Here is an 18,413-nt window from a genome sequence, read left to right as displayed (position 1 = left end):
TTTAAAAATCTAAAAATATAATTATGTTATAATAGGAATATAGTTTATTGGTAAAACAGGGAAAGGTTGGATAATATGATCGAGATTTCGAATGTTTCAAAAAGTTATAATGGCACTACATTTGCTGTAAAAGATTTGAGTTTAATGATACCAAGTGGAGAGATTTTTGGTTTTTTAGGTCCAAATGGTGCAGGGAAATCTACAACAATTAAAATGGTAACGGGTGTTCATTCCATCGATAAAGGAACAATTTTAATCAATGGAAAAGATGTTGCGGAAGAGCCGTTGGAAGCAAAAAAAACATTTGGCTATGTTCCAGATAGCCCGGATATGTTTTTGCGATTAAAAGGAATTGAATATTTAAATTTTATGGCAGATATATATGAAGTTCCAAATGCAGTAAGACAAGAGAAGATTCGTACGCTAGCAGAGAGATTTGATTTGTATAATGCCTTGTCTGATCAGATTCAAAGTTATTCACATGGTATGAGACAAAAAATTATTATTATTGGTGTTTTGCTTCATGATCCAGATGTGTGGATTTTAGATGAGCCAATGACAGGGCTAGATCCTAAATCGGCATTTATCTTAAAACAAATGATGCGGGAACATGCTGATAAAGGAAAAACTGTATTTTTCTCCACGCATGTATTAGAAGTGGCTGAAAAATTATGTGATCGCGTTGCAATTATTAATAAAGGGAATCTGCAGTTCCAAGGAAATTTAAATGAAATGAGAGATCATTTTAAATCAAACGAATCTCTTGAAAAAATGTTCTTGGAGATGACAGGTAATGAATAAAATTTGGATATTAACAAAAGTATTGTTGAAATTAAATTATGCGGACATTATATCGGATAAAAAGAAACGTTGGATATATGTATTTTCATTTTTGGCACTTTTATTTTGTGGATTTCTGTTTATCGGTCCACTTACGTTAGGAATGTACAATGGATTAAAGCCAATTGGCCAAGAAAGTACAATTATTGGTATGGGATTAGCAGTCGGTAGTATTTGGGTATTTGTTATTAGTATTACAACCATTTTAACTGTTTTTTACTACAGCGATGATGTTGAAACGTTATTACCGTTACCATTACAACCATCACATATTATTACGGCAAAATTTATTACTGTATTAATTACTCAATATGTAATGGCATCTTTCGTTATACTTCCAATCTTTATTGTTTACGGCATGCAAAGCGGTGCATTTATTACATACTATTTATATACTTTACTCGTTTACTTATTTTTCCCAATTATTCCACTTGTGCTTGCGTCACTTTTAATGACAGTCATTATGCGTTACACAAATATTGCTAAAAATAAAGATCGCAGCAATATCTTTATTGGGATGCTTTCCTTATTCTTTATCGTCGGAATCAATCTATTCATTCAATGGAAAAACAAAAGTGTCGCATCTGGTGATATGATGGCAAATTATTTTACAGACAATCAATCATCACTTTTGGTTCAAATGACAAATTACTTTCCATCATCGTATTTTGGAGCAATGGGGTTAGTAGAACATGCATCGTGGAAAGGAATTTTGTATGTTCTTATTTTTGCAGCGATTTCTTTCGCGTTTTTCGTATTATTTTTCTATGTTTCGCAGCGTACATATTTAAAAGGGGTAATTGGCCTTTCAACGAGCACAGCGAAAAAGGAAGTTATTTCAACAGAGAGCTTTAATAAAGCAACGATTCAAAGTTCACATTTAAAAGCATATGTAAAAAAAGAGTTTCGTATTTTATTCCGAACACCTCAGTTTTTTCTAAATTGTATCGTTCAAACATTTATTATGCCAATCATGTTGTTCTTTGTTATTTTTGTGCAAAATGGCAACTTAACATGGCTGACTAATTATGTGGAAAATCCAGAATATACTGGTCTTGCAATTGGAATTGGCTTTTGTGCAGGACTACTCTTAATGGGGAATAATGTAATTGCAACAACATCTTTTTCTAGAGATGGACGTACATGGTTTGTGAATCGTTATTTACCGGTGAAAGCAGCAGACCTATTTTTTGCAAAAGTATTGACAGCTTGGTCTATTAATATAACGATTTTAGCTATTTTTGGTCTTGTTTTAATCTTTGTTGCTGGTGTTTCTCCACTCTTTATGTTGCTATGGTTTTTACTTTGTGCAAATGGCCTATGGTTCAACAACTTAATTGGTGCACGTTGGGATGCACAAACTGCTGATATTAATTGGGATACAGAACAAAAATTGTTTAAAGGCCGTTATACAACTTTATGGAATTTCCTAGCGAATATTTTAGTAGATTTAATTATTGTTGGTGGTGTGTTTGCTTTATACTATTACTTCGGCATTGGTATGTGGGGAATGTTTTTCATTCTTTTAATTGTGTTTACGATAGTAAATGTAATTGTAACCCGCAGTTTACAACTAGATGCAGAACGTATTTTAGCAAATATTAAATAAAATGATAAATCCTCTGTATTTGTGCAGAGGATTTATCCCGTTAAAGCCCAATGGATTTAACTAATCACCAGTGGGGATAGAGAAAGACACTGATGAAATTTTTACTATATTGTGTAGGGGGAGAAGCGAGTGACGAGAATAGCAATTGTTACGGGAGCAACACGTTTAGATGGAATTGGAGCAGCAGTTAGCAAGCTACTTGCTCAAAAAGGAATTGATATCTTTTTTACATACTGGCCTCGTTACGATAAAGCAATGCCATGGGGGATGAACGATCAGGAACCATTTTTATTAAAAAAAGAAATTGAAAATTTTGGTGTGCGATGTGAAATGGCAGAAGTGAACTTAGCGCAGTCATATGCACCAAACCGTCTATTATACATGGCTTCAGAACGTTTAGGTGAACCATCTATTCTAGTCAATAATGCAGCTTATTCGACAAATACAAATTATGATGAATTGGATGTAGAAGAGCTAGACCGACACTATACGGTCAATGTACGTGCGCCAATGCTATTAAGTGCATTATTTATCAAAAATCATACGTTGGAAACGGGTGGTAGAATTATTAATCTTACCTCCGGACAGTCGTTAGGACCGATGCCAGATGAACTTGCATATGTAGCAACAAAAGGAGCAATTGAAGCATTTACAAATTCAGTAGCACCGGCTGCAGCAAAAAAAGGAATCACTGTAAATGCAGTTGATCCAGGACCGACACAAACAGGGTGGATGAATAAAGAAGTACAGGAATCTCTTATTGGAAGGTTTCCAGCTGGTAGAATTGGAGAACCAATGGATGTGGCACGTCTCATTTCATTTTTAATAAGTGAAGAGGCAGCGTGGGTAACCGGGCAAGTGATTCATTCAAATGGTGGGTTTTATTGATAAATATTACAGTTTATTACAAAAAATAGAGTGAAAAGGAATTTTCAATAATAAATAGAATCGTATTAGGGAGGTTTAATTTGTAAGTATAGGAGGCTTTTTATGAAAATGAAAAAAATTACGATTGCTTCATTAGCAATTGGTACAATGCTCTCCATTACAGCTTGTAGTACCTCCACAGATCAGGGGCAAGAAATGAAAAAGGAACAAACAAACGCGAAAGAAGATGCAAAAACGACGAGTGCAGACGAAACGAGCGCGACGAAAGGCGAGGGGAAAGAAACAAACACAACTACTACTACTGGAAAATCAGGTAATGACCAAAAGAGTTCAAAAGAAACGACAGATAAGGAAGAAACTAGTAAAGAGACAAATGCTAAAACTACGGATCAAACTACAAATGGGAAAACATCGAATAAAGATACAACAGCAACAACTCCAAAACAGAAGTTGAATGTGAAAACAAATGTGAAAGAAGTTGTCCAATTGATTGAAAGCTTAGATAAACAATTAGCGGCTAACCCAAAATTGGATACGGTAAACAAGCTCGGAAAACAAATTAATGAGAAATGGGATGTAGTAGAAAAAGAATTAGAAACGGCACATCCAACTGACTATAAAACAATCGGGCAAAGCATATATCCGTTAATCGTTGCAACGGAGAAACAAAAAATCGATGTAAAACGAATTAAATCGTTAACGACAAAATCAAAGCAAGATTTAAATCAACTTATAAATAAGCTTTCATAAAATAATTGATTTTTAAATAGAGTATTTTATATAAATACAAATTAAAAAACCGACATAAAACCCTTCTTTTTAGGTGGGAGAGAGCATCCGTTCATGCATAGAAGCGGTCAGGTCCTTTTCCTGCCCCATACGAAGTGAAAACAAAGAGAGAAAACGAGTGCCGGTCACCTTTTGTTATTCATAGCCACGGCTATATGTCGAAAAATCAAAATGGATTTATATATAAAGAAGGAGAAACCAACATACGTTTCTTCTTTTATTTATTTCTATTTAAAATAGTACTTTTATATTTAGATGAAAAACACAATGGTATATATCATAATTTTATTATGTCAACTAATTTGCAGGTATGGATACTCAATCGAGGAAAGAAAACCGTCCAGAGTAAGGACGGCCCATTCTATAAGTATTCTTTTAAAATTTCAGCGCCACCACCATATTTATAAGACATCAGTTCATACATATGTCAACTACCCACCACTTAAACGCTAACGCGTTTTGAAGTGGGGGCTTGTAAAAAGCCCTGGTTGTCTAGCCTCAGCCTTTTGTAGACTACGTTCGTAGGTTGCATACCCAAGAATAATTCCCTAGTTCTTGGCTCTATGGTGGCGCTGTAACAGTTCTGGTTGGGAAGGAACGGTCAACCACAAGCCTTCTTTCATAAGAAGTTGCTAACACCTACAAACATTGGCGAAGGGAAACAAACTCTTAGGAGGGACAAAACATGCGTGTATTTGTCAAGAATTTACGTGGAGAACCGCTCATGCCTTGCAGTACTCGTAAGGCGCGGCTTCTTCTCAAACAAGGAAAAGCTAAGATTATAGGTTACACACCGTTTACCATTCAATTGCAATATGCGACTGGTGAAACAGTACAACCTATTACAATCGGTGTCGATAGCGGTGCAAAATATGTGGGGATCGCAATTACAACAGAGGAAAAAGTACTAGCGAAAGGAACCATTGAATGACGTCAGGATGTGAAAGAGAACCTTACTCTTAGAGCCACATTACGTAGAAGCCGAAGACAACGTAAAACCCGTTACCGAAAAGCGCGCTTTCTCAATCGAAAAAAGAAAGATGGCTGGCTTCCACCATCGATTCAAAGCCGAACCGATAACATCATTCATTGGATTGAAATATTCAAATCGTTACTACCTTCACTAAAAGTCATTGTAGAAGTTGGCAAATTCGATGCCCAAAAACTAAAGAACCCTGATATACAAGGGAAAGAGTACCAACAAGGAGACGCATTTGGCTTTTGGAATACAAGATACTATGTGTTTGCGAGGGACCATTATACATGTCAAATCTGTAAGAAAAAAGGTGGCATTTTGCACACACACCATCTAATTGAGCGACATAAGGGTGGTTCAGATATGGCAGAGAACCTCGTGACAGTACATGAAGATTGCCATGAAAAATTCCATCAAGGAAAAATTAAACACGTTTTTAAGGAACCAAAACAGTATAAAGAGACCGCCTTTATGAATATTTTGCGGCTTCAAATCATGAAGCGTTTAGATTGTGAGATCACGTATGGCAGTTACACAACACCGAAGCGAAAAGAATTAAGATTATCAAAAACACATTATAATGATGCCATTGCGATTACCAATCCGAAACAATTACAAGAATATCAGCAAAGTGGTGAGTTTCGCATCAAACAATTTAGAAAGAAAAAGCGTTCTCTTCATGAAGCAACTGCAAGAAAAGGAAGAAAAACGAAAAATAGAACAGCGAAAAGAAATAATAAAAATACACCGTATGTAGGCACAGTGTATCTAGGTGATAAGGTGAAAGCGTTTGGACAAATAGGATTCGTGACAGGATTTACAGGGAAGATGGTGTATGTGCAAGATTTGGACGGCCATTATATACAAAATCCTGCTAAATCTTATAAACAAGTGAATATATCGGATATTGAATGTATGCACCACAATCATAATTGGTTATTCTTACAAGTCAGTTAGGCGATGCCTAACCGAAATTCATCCCCACCTTATCGCTTGGCTATCGCCCGTCACGCGCTTGAAGAGGGGGGACTTCTTTCGGGAAGTACGTTAAAATAGGTGTTTCTAGCGGTTTACAGCCATATGCTTCAAATGTTTCCTCGCAAACTCTTTTAATCTGGTTTCTCAACAATTGTTCTTCAGGTAAATAATCTTTCGTTCCTTTTACATTGCGTACATTCATTATGATCACTCCTTTTTAAAATAAAAAAAGCTATGCAGGTATAAAAATACCCACATAGCTTTATAATGGCTTCGTGGGTTAACAGGAATAGCCGTGTACCCACGAAGAAAAAATTCCTCGGAATACACGGCTTTATGTATGATGATGAAGTTGGAAAGAAGTGTTTCGTCTAAACATAAGAGATCACTCCTTAAGGCTTTTTTAAAGTATACTAAATTAAGTTTGAATTATCAATCTTTTTAGCGTTCAAGTTTTTTATTTTTATAAAAACATGCTCACATTTTACATTAAAACATAATATGTGATACGCAACCGTTGAAAACCATGTATACTCATTAGTTTTACCTCTTAAAAGGAGGAAAAAATATGGGCTTTGAAGCCGGATTTGGTGGCGGATTTGCTTTATTAATCGTATTGTTTATTCTTTTAATTATTATTGGATGTAGCTGTTTCTGTTAAAATGGTTATTAATTAGAAAAGACACCTATTCGAGTGTCTTTTTTTGTATAAAAAAATTTCTACCGATAAGTGGGGTTATGGTAACTAAAATTATATAGGGTAAGTAAGTTATAACTTTGTAATAAAGTTTGATCAAATTAATGTTATTAACCGTGATAAAAAAACGACAAAAAAAAGCATATTTTGAAAAAAGATTAATTAAAACATGCTCTTTCTTTGGTCTAATTTCAACTTATTTTATAAAAAAGATTAATCATTTTGGTACGTGTCGTTAAATATTAGTACCCGTTACTTTAAGTGAATTTCTTTACACCAATTGATATATCCTTAAAATTAAAAACAAAAGGGCTCTAGAACCAGAACCTTTTTGTTTAATTTATCTTTTAAATCCGCCTTTTGAATGAATAATCTGACCTGTAATCCAATCTGCTTCTTCACTCACAAGAAATTTAATGGTTTTTGCAACAGAACCGATTATTACTACTTACGCCGACATGGTTTTATTGTTATATTTAAAATATACGAATTTGCAAAAGTATAAATAAGAACAATTATTAGTAATAGGAGGTTTTATTATCAAAGGAAAACATCGTAACATTACCCTTGCAATATTAGGAATATATTCCGTTCTGATCCTCTACTTTATGTTTCTTGGTTTCGATAGATTGGGATTAAAATATATTAACCATGAATATGAATTCCAGTTAATTCCGAGTAGTATTCCTTTGGGCTTGCCAAATATGGTAGATGGGGAAGATTTTAATCTATGGTTTTTTAATTTTGGAAATTTAACAGCATTCATACCTTTTGGGGTATTAATTCCTATGTTATATCGTTGTAGCTTTATTAGATTTATTACTTCATTCTGTATTTCTATTCTTATACTAGAAGTCCTACAAATGGTTACTTTTCTTGGTGGCTTTGACATTGATGATGTAATTGTGAATGCAATGGGTGCTACAATAGGATTTTGTGCATATAAAATAGGATTTCGCTCTAATAATACTTTGAAAAACTTTATTATTACAGGTGTAACAGCATTTATCTTGACATTAGGAGTACTTGTAGTTGTAGGTGAAATTAATAAATCATTAGAAAAGGAACAACAATCCCTAAAAAATGGAACTGTTATAGCGCTAAATCAACTGACAGAAAGTACTGGATATGTACCGAAAGTTAACAATTCCACTAGCTTTGAAGTGGCTCATAAAAAAATTGAACCTAAATTAAATATGTATAGTAGTAAAGGGACAAATTCTCAGCAATTTAAATACTTGTTAAAAGGTAAGTATGCAAAAATTTCGGGATATCTCGGTATCCCTGATGGTGCTAGCAAACATTCCGGTAAGATAATTATTTCTATTGATGGAAAAGATGTACAAACCATTCGATTCTCTGAAGAAAGCATATCTACATCCACAAGTTCTTTTGAGATAGAGTTGGATAAAGCAAATGAACTTAGTATTAAATTTATTGATACAGATGCATTGCTATGGGATGTTAAGCTTACAGAATGGAAAAAATAATGAATTGAAATCCACTAGTTCAGATACTAGGGGTCACTATACATGCCCATCAACTTAAGAAATTAATTGTTCCCCAAAATAAAAAATGAACTGAATTTTCATTGACAACTATGAAGAGATAAAACTTTCGTTTTTGTTACGTTTTGTATTCAAAAATATAAAATAAATCGCTTATTCCAAATGATATAATCAAAGAATGGGAGGTGAATAAATCATGACAAAAAAAACAGGCTGGACTAATCTGGTAGCTTTAGTCTGGTTAGCAACTTTAGGAGCACTCTTATCGACTTTTGCTAGGTCAATTCCTAACAATGTTGTGTCCTGGGGAATCCTTGCTGTTGCAATTGTAATTACATTTGGGGCTTCCTTTACAGGGCTTTTCTTACTTAGAAAAAACAGCAAACAAAAATAAAAGATTTTAAGAACGAGCAACACCCCTCTCTTCTAACGGAGAGAGGGGTGTTGCTCTCTATATGGAATAATGAGGATAAGGGATATCTTTATTGGTGAAGGTGCTTGAATACATAACACACAATATTGAGACCATCTGTAAAAAATGGACTTAACAACTTCTGATAAGTGATGTTATGTCTACTCAGTATGAAAAAAGTAAGTATATTATAAGTATGAATTGGGATAAATGATGATAAAAAATAATAAAAGTACAGTAACAATTTGTTTCTGTACTTTTTAATAGGACTATCTCCAGATATGAGGGTGTTGATAAAATTGCTACATAAAACATTTTTTCATACAAGCTGAAAGACAAGCGTCTTTTACTGATGGTGGGAGAGGAAAGCAATAGCCGCACATATCAGTACATAAATGGATAGTACTATAGTGATATCCTGAATATGGTCTCAAATTTTATCTCTCCAAAATTGAAGATTACGGATTATTTTATTCTAAATAGGACAAAAATTAGATTGTCCATTGCAAAACAAATGAATTTAATACATAAAAGTAGAGGTAGTTAACAAAAACGTTATTTGGTATCTAAATTCTATATGCCGAAAAAGAGCACTGTATAAAAGTGCTCTTTTTACGGTGGGTTCTATGAGTGGGGGTCCTATACGATAATATATGCTTGTCTCATTTAAATGTGAAAGAATTAAATGCTCAATTAATCGATGGATCACGGTTAGCAGAAATGTATATGGAATCCATTGAAAGTTATTCACTACCCCAATATGTACTAAATCCCGCTAGCAATTAATCTGCAGGGTTTTCTTTTTTGTGTTTGCTTCTGTTGAGTGAAAGTATATTAATTTAAATTTGATATTCATAGTTCTTAATTCAATTCAATTTATATAAATACAAATTAGAAAACCACATAAAACCCTTCTTTTTAGGTGGGAGGGAGCATCCGGCCATGCATAGAAGCGGTCAGATCCTTTTCCTGCCCCATGCCAAGTGAAAACAAAGAGAGAAACCGAGTGCAGGTCACCTTTTGTTATCCATAGCCGCGGCTATATGTCGAAAAATCAAAATGGATTTATATAGATGATCCTAAAATTCTAAAAACAAGAAAAACACGAGGTATATGATATTTTAAAAAGGATATTTTATTGGGGAAATTTCACTCGGATATAATGACAAAGTTGTATAATAAAAATAAATGTACCAGATGTAATGATATGAATTTTTGTTGAAGCATTAATAGGAGGATAATATGAAAAAAGATAAAACAAATGCAATGCGTATATTAGACAAAGAAAAAATAGAATATTCCATGATGTCATATAGTCCAGAGGACGGAAAAATCGACGGCATCTCTGTTGCCAAAAAAATTGGAAGGGAGACAAGGGAAGTGTACAAAACACTTATTTCTCAAGGAGCTAGCAAAGCATATTATGTGTTTGTTATTCCCGTAGATACTGAGCTCAATTTGAAGACAGCTGCTAAGGCTGCTGGTGAAAAGAAGGTGGAAATGATTGCGGTGAAGGATATTACAAAAGTCTCCGGATATGTTCGTGGTGGATGCTCGCCAGTGGGGATGAAAAAATTATTTCCAACTTTTATAGATACAAACGCTCGATCATTAGAAACAATTATAGTCAGCGGGGGAAAAATTGGTGTGCAAATTGAACTAAAGGTTGAGAGCTTAATCCAGACAACGAAAGCAAACTTTGCTGATTTAATAAAATAGTTTATCAGAATCCGCCCTGCTGACTAATCGGCAGGGCGGATTTTATCTAAATACCCTCTCATGTATCTCTAGATATACAATAGGAAGCTTAATGAAGAAAATTTTAAAAATACGAAGAGTTTTCTCCTATATATAGGAAGAAGTACGGAAATTAACAAGTTTGCAAACGAACTTGCTAACACGTCTATGGAATAGATAAATGCAAATTAAAAAACCGACATAAAACCCTTCTTTTTAGGTGGGAAAGAGTATCCGGCCATGCATAGAAGCGGTCAGATCCTTTTCCTGCCCCATGCCAAGTGAAAACAAAGAGAGAAAACGAGTGCAGGTCACCTTTTGTTATCCATAGCCGCGGCTTATATGTCGAAAAATCAAAATGGATTTATATAATTGAGCCGTTTGTTCAGTATATGGGGTTTTATGCTATATTTAATAGGCGATAAAAGTTTGTTTTACTGCTCATAAGCTACACTTCCTTATATATATTCTTCTTATAGTATATAAAATTTTGCAAAATAAGACAGGGGAATGGCGAAAGTACAAGAATACGTAACGTATATCGAAAAAGAAAAGAGGAAAGAAGATGTGGCGAACAACGGATCTTTGTGATGCATTTGAAAATAAGGTACAAGTATGCCGTCCGATCTTTCAGTCTTATGGAAAGAAAGAGCAGTTTCACGGGAAGATTGCAACAGTTAAAGTGAAAGATGATAACGTGTTAGTGAAACAAGCATTACAAACTTTACCGGAGGGAACAGTATTAGTGGTGGATGGTGAAGGTTCTACGAATTGTGCTTTGCTTGGGGATAATTTAGCAAACATTGCAAAGGAACGGAATTTAGCGGGAATTATTGTGTATGGTTGTGTTCGTGATAGTGCAGAGCTTCGTAATATTGATATAGGTATTTTAGCGATTGGGACGATGCCGAAAAGAAGTGTGAAAGAAGGGAGAGGGGAAAGAAAAATACCTTTGTTCTTTGGTGAAATTTCTTGGGTTTCAGATCACTATGTGTATGCCGATGAAGACGGGGTAATTGTATGTGATGAGCCAATTCATATGAAAGAGTGAAATATATTCAATAAAAGTCTATTACTATATAAATACAAATTAAAAAACCGAGATAAAACCCTTCTTTTTAGGTGGGAGAGAGCATCCGGCCATGCATAGAAGCGGTCAGATCCTTTTCCTGCCCAGACATAGTGAAAACAAAGAGAGAAAACGAGTGCAGGTCACCTTTTGTTATTCATAGCCGCGGCTATATGTCGAAAAATCAAAATGGATTTATATAGCATTTACTCTATAATATTCTTAGAAAATAAATCAGATAAAACATAGACAAAAAGCTACGTCAATAGTAAAATAATACAGAAATTCATAATGTTAATAATTGTATAGGTGTATAGTATTTATTGATTACTTAAGAGGGGAAATTGGTGAAAATCCAATGCGGTCCCGCCACTGTAAGTGAATGATGTAACAATAAAGTAAGACTTTTATCAATGGGGGATTCTTTATCCTCCACATATCTTCCTTGAATTTTTTAGAATCTTGGGGTGGGGGTCGTACTGTCCGTTAATGCGGGATAAATCATTCATAAGTCAGGTTACCTTTCCTATGCAAATACAACCATTACCTACGAGGATAGGGGGTGTTGTGCATTTTGTTTTGCACTTTCAAGTGGAGAGTACTTTTGCACGCCCTTAGAGGGCTTTTTTTATGTAAGTTTTTTGCAAAGGGAGGAACGGATGGAGATGGCAACGATGAAAAAGTGGCTGCAAACGTCATTAATGACGTTTGCATTAGTATTTGTTTCTTTCGCAAATACTGTACATATTGCGTTTGCTGAAGGGAAAACAGCAACGCTTGCGATTATTGGGGAATCGCAAAAAGGAATCATTTTATGTCCAAAAGAAGTGTCAATTAAAGATGGGGAAACAGCCTATAGTTTATTGCAAAAGGTCATGAATGGCAAAGTAACAGCCGAAAATACGAAATATGGTATGTATATAAAGAGTATTGATGGTTTAATGGCTGGGGAAACAAGTGGATGGACTTATGATGTAAATGATAAAGCGGCAATGGGTGGAGCAGATAGTTATAAATTAGAAGCTGGAGATGTTGTTGCATTTCGTTTTGTTGTAGACTGGAACAAAATGAGTCAGGAAACACTTCAACAAGTACTTGATAAGATAGGAACTTGTAAGAAAAAACCAGATGAGAAAAAACCAGATGAGCAAAAGCCAGATGGACAAAAGCCAGATGAGCAAAAGCCAGATGGACAAAAGTCAGATGGACAAAAACCAGATGAGCAAAAGCCAGATGGACAAAAGCCAAATGAGCAAAAACCACAAGAATCAATAAAAAATGAATTACTAATGAAAAAGGTAGATCGTGCAATTCAAAAAGCTTCTCAAAAGATGCTGAAAGACGGAGTGGATAGTGATTGGATTGCAATTGCACTTGGGCATTCAGAGCAAAGTATACCAACAGAGGTAAAAATAAGCTATTTACAGTCTTTAACACAAAAAGTAGAAAAGCGTATAAATCGATTCAATTCTACCGATGTAGCACGAACAATTTTAGCGGTTACAGCAGTTAATGGTAACCCAAAGAATGTTGCAGGGGAGAATTTAATTCAAAGACTTTATCAATCTGAAAAATTAGATTCTATTACAGGTTATACACTTAGTCTTATTGCACTTGATACAAAAAAATATGAAGTACCAGTAGATGCAAAATGGAATCGTGATACATTAGTAAAAGCAATTTTAGCTTCTCAACATACAGATGGTGGTTGGACTTACAATGTTCAGAGCAGTAAAAAGGACGCTAGTAATGTTGATGTAACAGGTATGGTTTTATCGGCATTAGCGCCATATAAACAGCAACCAGAAGTTAAGAAATCCATTGGAAAAGCAGTACAATTTTTATCAAAAAAACAAACAAAAACAGGTGGGTTTTTAGCTGACGGTAAAGAAAATTCCAATAGTGTCTCGCAAGCTATTATTGGTCTAGCTGCAGCAGGAATCAATCCGACGAGCAATGCATTTATTAAAAATAATTATAATGCTGTTCAAAACTTAATATCCTATCAATTAGCAAATGGTGAATTCAAATGGTTGTCAAGCGGAAAAGAAGGTAGTAGTATGGCAACTGAACAAGCCCTATTAGCTCTTATACAATATAAAGACTATGTAAACGGGAAAGGTTCCATTTACGATTGGACGAACGTTTCAACTGAAAATGAAACAAAAACGGTTGTAGAACCGAAGCAGCTGATAGTAGATGAAGTAAAAGTTATAGAAAAGCAGCAAAAGCAACCGAAAGAGGAAACATCTCGTGTTGTAGTAAAAGAAAAAACAGTAAATCGTGAAAAAACTGCGGGAAATGGTCAATTACCTAAAACAGGAGCGTCAGGTTGGGATGCTGCTATGCCAGTAGGAATGGGTGTATTATGCATTGCTTCAGCATATGTTTTATGGAGACGAAAAGCAGCTTAATAAAAATTAGGAGCAATGATTTGCTCCTAATTTTTATTAAGCAAGGTGAGAAACATATGAGTATGATGAAATGGTTGATCTCATTTGTCCTTTCATTCGGATTGCTTGTTGGATGTAGTCAAACGGATAAATTTTATATTTGGTGTAGTTTATTTATGCTAATCGTCATTATGTTACCATTCTATATTCAATTTGAAAAAAAAGCATTTGTTTCACGTGAAATCGTTATTGTTGCTGTTTTAGCAGCGATAGCAGCAGTTAGCCGTTTTCAATTTTCAATTATTCCAAGTGTACAACCAACTTCGTTTGTAATTATTGTTTCAGCTATTGTTTTCGGAAGTGAGACAGGCTTTATCATTGGAGCTACTGCAGCACTTGTGTCTAATATATTTTTAGGACAAGGACCGCGTGGATACCGTGGCAAATGTTTTCATGGTGGATGATGGGATTTACAGCGGGTTTACTTCGGAATACGCTTATAATGAGAAACTTATGGGGCAGGAAAAGGATCTGACCGCTTCTATGCATGGCCGGATGCTCTCTCCCACCTAAAAAGATGTATGGCATTTTAGAAGGTGAGAAACACGTGAACTTCTCAAGTAAACAAAGCATAAGTATGTATCGTAAAACATAGTTATATACTGTAGGGTCGCGACTTACATATTCGTTTGCCTCTTAAATGCTTCTTACCAAAGGTAAGGAGCATTTTTTATTTCTATTTGCGGGTAGTAAGGGGCCCACCTCAAAATTATGAGGAATTCAAGGAAGATAGATGGGAGATGGAGTATCTTCCACTGATCAAAGTCTCACTTTATTTCAGTCATAAGAGAATACAGGGTGAAATTTCTTTTTAAAAGATGGAACGTTTGATTAATCGTTACTGTAAAAATGACAAAAAATTGTTTTAATATATTTAAATTTTAACATGGAAATTTTATATAATAGTAAATGGGAAATATTTTCATAGGTGAGGTGTTATATTCATGAAGCCAGTTGTTCCAAAGCAGCATGGTGCCTGGGGGATGCTGCTCATTCCGTTTTTACTAAGCGTTTTACTTGGTAAAGCTACTTTCTATCATATTCCACTATTTATTGCTTGGTTATTTATCTACTTAGCAACATATCCGTTTTTAATGTATATAAGGCAAACGCGAAAAAAATATTATTTACACTGGGCAATCATTTATTTTGTTATCGCATGTGTCTTCGGGATGATAGCTTTGATGTATGAATGGCGGATTCTTTTATTTACAGTCGTTATGATCCCGTTATTTATTGTGAATATGCATTATGCGCGTCAAAAAAAAGAACGTGCTTTAGTAAATGATATTTGTGCAATTATTGTTTTCTGTATTGGTGGTATGATTAGTTATTATTTCTCCATGAAAACAATTGATGGAATAGCTTGGAGTATTGCAATTGTATCCTTTCTCTATTTTTTAGGTAGTACTTTTTATGTGAAAACAATGATTCGTGAAAAGCATAATCCGACTTATCGCTATGTTTCATGGGGTTATCATACCTTTTTAATCACGGCGTCCTTTATTGTAAATCCATGGCTTTCGTTAGTTTTTATACCAAGCCTAATTCGAGCGATTGTATTGTATGGGAAGAAAATTTCAATATTAAAAGTAGGTATTTTAGAAATTGTGAATGCTGTATATTTTCTAATCACAACGGCAATACTATTTCAGTATGCCATGTAAAAACACCCATGTGGGTGTTTTTTTATCAAAAAAACCACCTGTAAGAAGAAGGCGGGGAGCATTCATTCTTGTTCTAACATATTTACGGTACTGTCACATTGCTCTAGTGCACTTTCTACAGTTTGTAGCGATTGTTCAATTCGTCTTCGATTATCGCTTTTTTCGACTGTTTGTAAGGCGTTTTCTAAAGATTGCTTTGCCTCATGTAAAGAATGGTAAGAATCTTGAACATATCCACGCGCATTTTTTTGCATTTTGCGTACCTCCTTTTGTATATACATTTGTAGTATGAGCGATAAGAAAGAAAATATAACTTGTTTTGAAAAGTCTAAGTGCATGATTTTTGTATAATTTGACAATTAAAATAAAAAGGATTATAGTAGGCTATAAAGTGAATATTTTCTTATCCAGAGAGGTGGAGGGACTGGCCCGATGAAACCCAGCAACCGCGATGCAGGTGCTAATTCCAGCAGAACAAATTTGTTCTGGGAGATAAGATGAAGATATATACATATGTAGCTTCTTCTTATCGAAGAGGTTTTTTTTATTGCAAAAAAAACCGAAAACGAGATGAACAGAATGAGAAGAAAGGAGTTGCAATATAACTGTGACACTTGAGAAGTATATAAAACTGCGTAGTGCAGTGTATGAATACATGATTGAACAGGATAAACCGATTTCGCTTATAGATATTCAAGAACATATCGTTTCCCATCATGAGGGGAAATTCACAAAAAAAATGTTGCATCAATTTTATTTATCACGGCTGCTAGATGAACTGAAACTGGATGGGAAGATTACTTTAGCTGAAGCTGAGCACCTCTTTGGAGAAAAAGGTGTGTATTATAAAGCGAGAAAAGGGAGCTAGACTTCCTTTTTTTTATGTTATAATTTATTTGAAAATTCTGTTTGAAAGAAAGGTATGTAGTGTAAAAGACTGCAAGAGCAGCCTATTTACAAGGGAATGGTGTTGAGTGTGTAGTGTCAAAAGTTGAATATGCCCTGAAAGAGGGACTTTTTTCGGCTAGAAACGAAAAGAGACACCTTCGCCGAGTAGGTGTCAGTTGTTTTGTCAAATGGGCTTGCCGGTTGACAAGTATTAGAATAGCATGCGATAGGAATGAAAGTCAAAAGGGAATTTAAGGAAAGGTGTTGCTTCGTAATGAATCTATTAATCATATATGCACATCCCAATCCATCTAGTTTCAACGCAGCTATTTTAGAGAAGGTGCAAAAAGGACTACAGGAAACGAATCATTCTGTTACAACACTTGATTTATATGAAGAGCAATTTAATCCAGTCCTTATTTTTAATGAAGAAAAAAGAAGGCGTGATTTAGTGTATGAAGAAGAGACAGAGAAATATAGAAAGTTAGTTAAAGAAGCAGATTCATTTATTTTCATTTATCCAGTATGGTGGTGGGGGATGCCAGCCATTTTGAAAGGATTTATTGATCGGGTGTTTGTTACTGGATTTGCTTATAAATATGAGGGACTGATCCCAAAAGGGTTGCTTACAGGGAAATCAGCATGGGTTATCAATACGCTAGATTCTCCGCTATGGTATGCTGCATTACTGTATCGTTCGGCTGACTGGGTTGTTATGAAAAAAGGGATTTTACATTTTTGCGGGATACGACATATAAGACGTTCAGTTTTTCAATCTGTTCAAAAAAGTGAACTAAAAAAGCGAGAAAAGTGGCTTGAAAAAATTCAGCAAATGGCAAAAAACATATGAACGATGTAATAAATAAAATTATGAGATGCTGTCACCGTAGTGATGATTTGTTTCAGTCCTATATTTCTTGTTTACTACAAATTAAACAGCATAGTGAAACGTTTCAGAAGGTCCAGCGAGAACTAAAATGCGACTATTTAATAAGAGGAATTTGCGAACGAGAAGTGGAGGGGCTCATCCAAGAAAGTGAACAATATGAGGTATACTACGTCCCGAAAGTATTACATTGGGATTTTCTTCGGAGAAATCCGTCATATATAGAAAATATCTGTATGAATATATTTACGTATGAAGCGTTACATTTCTCAGCTAGAGAATGGGAGAATGTAATGGCGTGCATAGAGAAAGAGCTGTTGACGTGAATACATACAGAGAAATAGACGTAATTAGATGATTCTGTTTCATGAAGGGTGATTTAGAGTTGAATTTATTAGATACACTAATAGAGCAAGCCAAAAATCCTAAAGGCTTTGTTGGATCATCAATGCTATGCATCATGAATACGGTTCATGCGGGTATGACAAAATGGACTTTGGAAAAAATAAACATAAGAGAAGAAGCGGTAACGCTGGACATAGGATGTGGCGGTGGCAAAACAATACACACACTGTCCAACATGATTAAATCCGGCAAATTATACGGTATAGATTATTCAGAACAGGCAGTAGAAAATTCTATACGAACTAATAGAGATGACGTAAAGACAGGAAAAGTCACAATTAGTAAGGCGAGCGTGTCTTCTCTTCCGTTTCCAGATAACTTTTTTGATGTCATAACTTCATTTCAAACACATTATTTTTGGACGGATTTAGAGAATGATGTAAAAGAGATTTTTAGAGTGTTAAAACAAGATGGCCACTTTATGATTGTTGCTGAAGTCTATAAAATAAATTATCACATGAAGAATTATAAGAGCAAAGAAGAATTAGGGAACTTATTAAAAAAAGTTGGATATAACAGTGTGCAATTTTATGAAAATAGAGGGTGGCTTTGTGTTATAGGTAGCAAATGAACATAAATTATTTGGAAAGATAATGAACTATTTTTATACA

At 34.7% G+C, this 18,413-nt stretch carries 16 protein-coding genes, 5 pseudogenes and 2 riboswitches; of the genes and pseudogenes, 18 read left to right on the top strand and 3 right to left on the bottom strand.

What is annotated here, in order from left to right:
* The first annotated feature begins 75 nt into the window (after nt 1–75).
* From QRE67_RS14940 to iscB, 5 genes and pseudogenes are all read left to right on the top strand, one after another.
* Nucleotides 76–801: an ABC transporter ATP-binding protein gene (locus QRE67_RS14940; RefSeq protein WP_286120953.1), complete on the top strand. Its 726-nt coding sequence runs from the start codon at nt 76–78 to the stop codon at nt 799–801.
* A complete protein-coding gene (locus QRE67_RS14935; RefSeq protein WP_286120952.1) occupies nt 794–2,449 on the top strand; it encodes a putative ABC transporter permease subunit in 1,656 nt (551 codons plus the stop codon). Before QRE67_RS14940 ends, QRE67_RS14935 begins: the two co-directional genes overlap by 8 nt.
* 129 nt (nt 2,450–2,578) lie before the next feature.
* Nucleotides 2,579–3,337 carry an SDR family oxidoreductase gene (locus QRE67_RS14930; protein ID WP_286120951.1) on the top strand — a complete coding sequence of 253 codons (759 nt, stop codon included), beginning with the start codon at nt 2,579–2,581 and terminating at the stop codon, nt 3,335–3,337.
* 102 nt (nt 3,338–3,439) lie between these two features.
* A complete protein-coding gene (locus QRE67_RS14925) occupies nt 3,440–4,087 on the top strand; it encodes a hypothetical protein (RefSeq protein ID WP_286120950.1) in 648 nt (215 codons plus the stop codon).
* 724 nt (nt 4,088–4,811) lie between these two features.
* Nucleotides 4,812–6,059, top strand: a pseudogene (iscB, locus tag QRE67_RS14920) (RNA-guided endonuclease IscB).
* A gap of 82 nt (nt 6,060–6,141) precedes the next feature.
* On the opposite strand, the pseudogene QRE67_RS14915 reads toward iscB, so the two are convergent.
* A pseudogene (locus tag QRE67_RS14915) lies at nt 6,142–6,282 on the bottom strand (histidine--tRNA ligase); the annotation flags it as partial.
* Nucleotides 6,283–6,648: 366 nt separating this feature from the next.
* On the opposite strand from QRE67_RS14915, the gene QRE67_RS14910 reads away from it, so the two are divergent.
* Nucleotides 6,649–6,741, top strand: a complete 93-nt coding sequence (locus tag QRE67_RS14910) for a YjcZ family sporulation protein (RefSeq protein ID WP_286120949.1) — start codon at nt 6,649–6,651, stop codon at nt 6,739–6,741.
* A 376-nt stretch (nt 6,742–7,117) separates the two neighbouring features.
* Here QRE67_RS14910 and QRE67_RS14905 read toward each other — a convergent pair.
* A pseudogene (locus tag QRE67_RS14905) lies at nt 7,118–7,204 on the bottom strand (SDR family oxidoreductase); the annotation flags it as partial.
* 166 nt (nt 7,205–7,370) lie between these two features.
* Here QRE67_RS14905 and QRE67_RS14900 point away from each other — a divergent pair.
* The 8 genes and pseudogenes from QRE67_RS14900 to QRE67_RS14870 all read left to right on the top strand — a co-directional run bounded on the left by QRE67_RS14900 (nt 7,371) and on the right by QRE67_RS14870 (nt 15,623).
* The gene (locus QRE67_RS14900) at nt 7,371–8,267 is read left to right on the top strand and encodes a VanZ family protein (RefSeq protein ID WP_286125293.1); all 897 of its coding nucleotides are present in this window, start codon (nt 7,371–7,373) and stop codon (nt 8,265–8,267) included.
* Nucleotides 8,268–8,481: 214 nt separating this feature from the next.
* Nucleotides 8,482–8,679, top strand: a complete 198-nt coding sequence (locus tag QRE67_RS14895; RefSeq protein ID WP_286120948.1) for a hypothetical protein — start codon at nt 8,482–8,484, stop codon at nt 8,677–8,679.
* A 693-nt stretch (nt 8,680–9,372) separates the two neighbouring features.
* Nucleotides 9,373–9,483: pseudogene (locus tag QRE67_RS28690) on the top strand (restriction endonuclease); the annotation flags it as partial.
* Between the two features lie 456 nt (nt 9,484–9,939).
* Nucleotides 9,940–10,416: a Cys-tRNA(Pro) deacylase gene (gene ybaK / locus QRE67_RS14890; protein WP_286120947.1), complete on the top strand. Its 477-nt coding sequence runs from the start codon at nt 9,940–9,942 to the stop codon at nt 10,414–10,416.
* Between the two features lie 583 nt (nt 10,417–10,999).
* Nucleotides 11,000–11,485: a ribonuclease E activity regulator RraA gene (gene rraA / locus QRE67_RS14885; RefSeq protein WP_286120946.1), complete on the top strand. Its 486-nt coding sequence runs from the start codon at nt 11,000–11,002 to the stop codon at nt 11,483–11,485.
* A 308-nt stretch (nt 11,486–11,793) separates the two neighbouring features.
* Nucleotides 11,794–12,047, top strand: a riboswitch (cobalamin riboswitch).
* 121 nt (nt 12,048–12,168) lie between these two features.
* Nucleotides 12,169–13,917 carry a DUF4430 domain-containing protein gene (locus QRE67_RS14880; RefSeq protein WP_286120945.1) on the top strand — a complete coding sequence of 583 codons (1,749 nt, stop codon included), beginning with the start codon at nt 12,169–12,171 and terminating at the stop codon, nt 13,915–13,917.
* Between the two features lie 155 nt (nt 13,918–14,072).
* A pseudogene (locus QRE67_RS14875) lies at nt 14,073–14,419 on the top strand (ECF transporter S component); the annotation flags it as partial.
* A 481-nt stretch (nt 14,420–14,900) separates the two neighbouring features.
* The gene (locus QRE67_RS14870) at nt 14,901–15,623 is read left to right on the top strand and encodes a YwiC-like family protein (protein WP_286120943.1); all 723 of its coding nucleotides are present in this window, start codon (nt 14,901–14,903) and stop codon (nt 15,621–15,623) included.
* Between the two features lie 62 nt (nt 15,624–15,685).
* Here QRE67_RS14870 and QRE67_RS14865 read toward each other — a convergent pair whose 3' ends face one another.
* Complete coding sequence (locus QRE67_RS14865; RefSeq protein ID WP_286120941.1) at nt 15,686–15,877, bottom strand: hypothetical protein; 192 nt, start codon at nt 15,875–15,877, stop codon at nt 15,686–15,688.
* Nucleotides 15,878–16,023: 146 nt separating this feature from the next.
* A riboswitch (SAM riboswitch) is annotated at nt 16,024–16,122 on the top strand.
* A 108-nt stretch (nt 16,123–16,230) separates the two neighbouring features.
* On the opposite strand from QRE67_RS14865, the gene QRE67_RS14860 reads away from it, so the two are divergent.
* The 4 genes from QRE67_RS14860 to QRE67_RS14845 all read left to right on the top strand — a co-directional run bounded on the left by QRE67_RS14860 (nt 16,231) and on the right by QRE67_RS14845 (nt 18,373).
* On the top strand, nt 16,231–16,491 hold the full coding sequence (locus QRE67_RS14860) for a hypothetical protein (protein ID WP_286120940.1): 261 nt from the start codon (nt 16,231–16,233) through the stop codon (nt 16,489–16,491).
* 294 nt (nt 16,492–16,785) lie between these two features.
* On the top strand, nt 16,786–17,361 hold the full coding sequence (locus tag QRE67_RS14855; protein WP_286120939.1) for an NAD(P)H-dependent oxidoreductase: 576 nt from the start codon (nt 16,786–16,788) through the stop codon (nt 17,359–17,361).
* Nucleotides 17,358–17,723 carry a hypothetical protein gene (locus QRE67_RS14850; protein ID WP_286120938.1) on the top strand — a complete coding sequence of 122 codons (366 nt, stop codon included), beginning with the start codon at nt 17,358–17,360 and terminating at the stop codon, nt 17,721–17,723. The genes QRE67_RS14855 and QRE67_RS14850 overlap by 4 nt, the downstream gene beginning before the upstream one ends.
* Nucleotides 17,724–17,764: 41 nt before the next feature.
* Nucleotides 17,765–18,373 carry a class I SAM-dependent methyltransferase gene (locus QRE67_RS14845; RefSeq protein ID WP_483298682.1) on the top strand — a complete coding sequence of 203 codons (609 nt, stop codon included), beginning with the start codon at nt 17,765–17,767 and terminating at the stop codon, nt 18,371–18,373.
* The last annotated feature ends 40 nt before the right edge of the window (nt 18,374–18,413 follow it).

The sequence above is a fragment of the Bacillus sp. DX3.1 genome, from assembly GCF_030292155.1.
Taxonomy (GTDB): domain Bacteria; phylum Bacillota; class Bacilli; order Bacillales; family Bacillaceae_G; genus Bacillus_A.
Note: the sequence above shows the minus strand (reverse complement) of the source record. Positions and strands in the feature narration are given on the sequence as shown.